General features: G+C 66.8%; 6 protein-coding genes and 1 pseudogene. All 7 read right to left on the reverse strand.

What is annotated here, in order from left to right:
• Positions 1–146: 146 nt before the first annotated feature.
• The 7 genes and pseudogenes from FKR81_RS42950 to FKR81_RS44740 all read right to left on the reverse strand — a co-directional run bounded on the left by FKR81_RS42950 (position 147) and on the right by FKR81_RS44740 (position 2,780).
• A pseudogene (locus FKR81_RS42950) lies at positions 147–1,144 on the reverse strand (IS5 family transposase).
• 54 nt (positions 1,145–1,198) lie between these two features.
• Positions 1,199–1,357, reverse strand: coding sequence for a hypothetical protein (locus FKR81_RS44220; protein ID WP_186763521.1), 159 nt, complete (start codon positions 1,355–1,357; stop codon positions 1,199–1,201).
• Complete coding sequence (locus FKR81_RS42955) at positions 1,354–1,584, reverse strand: transposase family protein (RefSeq protein WP_186763522.1); 231 nt, start codon at positions 1,582–1,584, stop codon at positions 1,354–1,356. The genes FKR81_RS44220 and FKR81_RS42955 overlap by 4 nt, the downstream gene beginning before the upstream one ends.
• A 40-nt stretch (positions 1,585–1,624) precedes the next feature.
• The gene (locus tag FKR81_RS46200) at positions 1,625–1,993 is read right to left on the reverse strand and encodes a hypothetical protein (protein WP_146361340.1); all 369 of its coding nucleotides are present in this window, start codon (positions 1,991–1,993) and stop codon (positions 1,625–1,627) included.
• 25 nt (positions 1,994–2,018) lie between these two features.
• Entirely contained in the window at positions 2,019–2,252 is a 234-nt protein-coding gene (locus FKR81_RS42965) for a hypothetical protein (protein WP_146361341.1), read from the reverse strand.
• A gap of 21 nt (positions 2,253–2,273) precedes the next feature.
• The gene (locus FKR81_RS42970; protein ID WP_146361343.1) at positions 2,274–2,486 is read right to left on the reverse strand and encodes a hypothetical protein; all 213 of its coding nucleotides are present in this window, start codon (positions 2,484–2,486) and stop codon (positions 2,274–2,276) included.
• Between the two features lie 93 nt (positions 2,487–2,579).
• Positions 2,580–2,780: a hypothetical protein gene (locus tag FKR81_RS44740; protein ID WP_222598626.1), complete on the reverse strand. Its 201-nt coding sequence runs from the start codon at positions 2,778–2,780 to the stop codon at positions 2,580–2,582.
• Positions 2,781–3,357 lie beyond the last annotated feature (577 nt).

The raw sequence follows: 3,357 nt of genomic DNA on the forward strand, positions 1-3,357 counted from the left end.
CGTCGACCGCAACAGACCCGCCTGCCGCGGCGCACGCCCCAACGTCACCCGGACATCCTGCCGAACCGACCACACGACCGGCACCGAACACGCCGATCCTTAGCCATCAAAAACACCAGCCACCTAGGTTCTGTCTGGAGTTGTGATCATGAGGTGGGGCGAAGGCTGCGTATCCAGATCAACGCTCCGCGTAGGTGGAGACCGGCGAGGTAGCTCTCGGGTTTCTTGTCGTAACGAGTGGCCAGCCCGCGCCATGCCTTGATCTTGTTGATGCAGCGTTCGACGGTGTTGCGTCCTTTGTAGAGCACGGCGTCGTGAGAGAACGGCCCTCCGCCCCGGCGGCCCTTCTTCTTGCGGTTGGCGGTCTGGTCGGTCTTCTCCGGGATGACCGCCTTGATGTTGCGCTTACGCAAGTGGGCACGGTTGGCGCGGCTGGAGTAGGCCTTGTCCCCGGCGACCGCGCCGGGCCGGGTACGCGGACGGCCGACCGGCCCGCGAACCTTGATCTTGTCCAGGACCGGGACGAACTGGGGACTGTCCGCAGCCTGCCCCTCGGCCAGGACGAAGGCCAGCGGGCGGCAACCCAGGTCGGAGGCGAGATGGACCTTGCCGGTCAGACCGCTGCGCGAGCGTCCGAGCAACGCCGCCCTCAGCCGCGCCCGGCGTCGCCGCCGAACCCGTCGCCGCTGCTCCCGTTCCGGGTCCAGAACCCCTGGTTCGTCTACGACGGACCGCTCCTGCCCCGTCGTGCCGCCCCCTTTGACGCCTCCGCCGCTTCCTCAAGACAGGTCAGGACCTCGTCGCTGACCCGTGCGCCCGCCGCGTCCTGATGCGCGCGGGCGATGGTGGAGTCCACGCTGACCAGCGACAGATCAGTCTGCTCACGCCAGGCCGCCTCGGCGATCATCCCGTCCATCAACGCCTGGAAGACACCCGCGTCACGCCACTGGCAGAACCGGTCGTAGACGGTCTGCCAGGCCCCGAACTCCGAGGGCATCTCCCGCCACTGACCGCCCGAGCGGAACTTCCACAGCACACCCTCGAACTGCTCTCGCAACCGCCCGGGATACGGGCCGAACCTGCCAATCGGCAGGAACGGCTCGATCAACTCCCAGTCCTGGTCGGTGAGTTCCGTACGCGCCATACCAAGGATCTACCAGTCGACGCGCCATCACCGGAAGAGGCCCCCACAGCTTGATCACAACTCCAGACAGGCCCTGCGCAGCAGGGTGTCCTTGGCCGCGGGCATCCCGAGCCTGGCTGCCAGACGCGCGCCTGGGCGGGCGGCCATCGCCACCGCGACAGTGGCCAGCGCCTTGCGCAGCAGCGGCGTGTATCGGGCGTGCGAGCTGGTCAATCCCGGCACTGCTCGGCGAACGTCACCGCCTCACATGCCCTGTTCAGGCACTTGAACCGGCGCACCGTCAACGCGAGCACCGTCCGGGTCCCGCCGAGCGCGCAGTCGGCAAGCCGCCGTACATAGCGGCCGTGCACCCGCCCGGATGCTTCACCGCAGCGCGGACAGGCCCCTTCCGTCGACCGGCCCCAGGCATGCAGCACCACCGCGCCAAGCGTCCGTTCCACGCCCTTGACCACGATCCCGGCCAGATGAGGGAGAAGATCGTCAACACACCCAGAACATGATCAACCTCCGGGCTGCCTTATGCCACAAGATCAGCGACAGAGCCCGTTCACCCGTACGTGCCTCTGCATGTCGACGCGTATCCCGACACTGCCTGTTGTCCACCGGCACCCGGTACATGGTGGACACCGAGCACAGGTAGACGCCCTCGTCGAGCAGCTGCGCGTAGACCTGCAACGGCGCCAGGTCCACGAACCGCGGGCTGGTGAGCACCTCGAGAATCCGCAGGCGTTCCAGGACGGTCAGCTTGTTGACCGGCTCCAGTACCGGCCGCGGCAGCACCGACGGCGTGAGCGCCAGGGCGGCCTTGCCGTGACGGATCGCCGTCGATCGCACCAGCCCGGTCAGCACCGCGGCCCGCCTGGTCGACACACCATCAGCGGTCATCGACGCGTAGGCATGGGTCAGCGTTCCCGCGCTTGTCGTCGGAATCCGCTCTCTCGGACAGACTTTCCAAGAGAGCGTGCGCTTTTCCCATGATGTCGAGCGCGGCCTCGGTGGTGTCCAGCCGCTTGCTCAAACGGGCGTTCTCCCGCGTGAGCCGGGCGATCTCGGCCTGCTCCGCGGACAGCCTGCCGACCTTCTCGCCCGGCGCCTTGCCCGCCAGCACACCGGCATCGCGCTGCTTGCGTCACTCGCTGATCAACGACGAGTACAAGCCCTCCCGCCGCAGATACCCGCCACCGTCACCGTGCTCGCACGCCGCCTCGTAGGCACTGAGATGCGCGAGCTTCTCCGACGCGCTGAACGCGCGCCGCCGCCTCGGCCCGTCACCACGCGGCTGCTGGGAATCCATCCGCCCATCATCGTCCTCGACCACCGAGGAACTGGCCTTGCGGGTCATGTCAATCGATCCGAATCTCGCCCTGCGTCAGGCCGGTTTGCTGTGAACCACTGGACTCAACTCACCCTGACACGCAGGGGGTGTGATCGGCGATCACCGCGGCAGCAGCCGATCCCAGGCCCGCCACCACATAGTCACGCACCTGATCCGCAGCACCTCGGCATCCCAGACCGCGCCGTCGAGCAGGTGCTCGAATGGACGCGGTGTGGCCAGCCCAGCATGCTCGGCCAGCCTCCACGAGTTCTTCTTCGGCACATCGGCCAGCAGCGCCCGCACCATCAGCCCGAACGTCACCCTCGGCTCCGGACCGGTTGAACATCCAGCCCAGACCATCGGTCAGCGCCCGAAGATCGGCGTCCCAACCAGCGATGTCCTGCGCAGTCACGACCTCGACCATGACAGGGGATACGCACGGTCAGCCCACCGATTCAAGATCTCGGAATGCAGTACCCGATCGAACCGCGGAACTAATCGCTCCTGGGACAACCGTGTTCTGCGGTCCAGCGTGCGAAAGATCACCGTGCACGCTGCACGCACGGCAGGAGCACCATCGGAACCAGTCAGGTGCCCATGTCGACGTAGTCCGGGACTTGAGCCTTGAGCGCGCCGTCGGCTGGAAGCGGTAGAACAGTGGGACGCTCCTGGTGGATCACGACATCCACCCGAGGCCGACGATGCGGATTCTCCGACATGCGCGTTCTCGGTAACGATGGAGATCTACGCCCAAGCGTCGTCACGGAAGACCCCGGCTTCCGCAGCATGTAGGAGCACGGGCACCCGAAAACGCCGTGTGGCGTGCTGAAACGGAGCTACTCACCGGTAGGGCGTGTGCCTACACCGTGCCGGGGCGGGATGACGAACGGCCTGACCT

The sequence above is a fragment of the Lentzea tibetensis genome, assembly GCF_007845675.1.
GTDB lineage: Bacteria > Actinomycetota > Actinomycetes > Mycobacteriales > Pseudonocardiaceae > Lentzea > Lentzea tibetensis.

What these genes read in the sequence shown, in the direction of transcription:
- FKR81_RS42970 (WP_146361343.1), bottom strand. Translation starts at nt 2,486, where the DNA reads ATGACCCGCAAGGCCAGTTCCTCGGTGGTCGAGGACGATGATGGGCGG.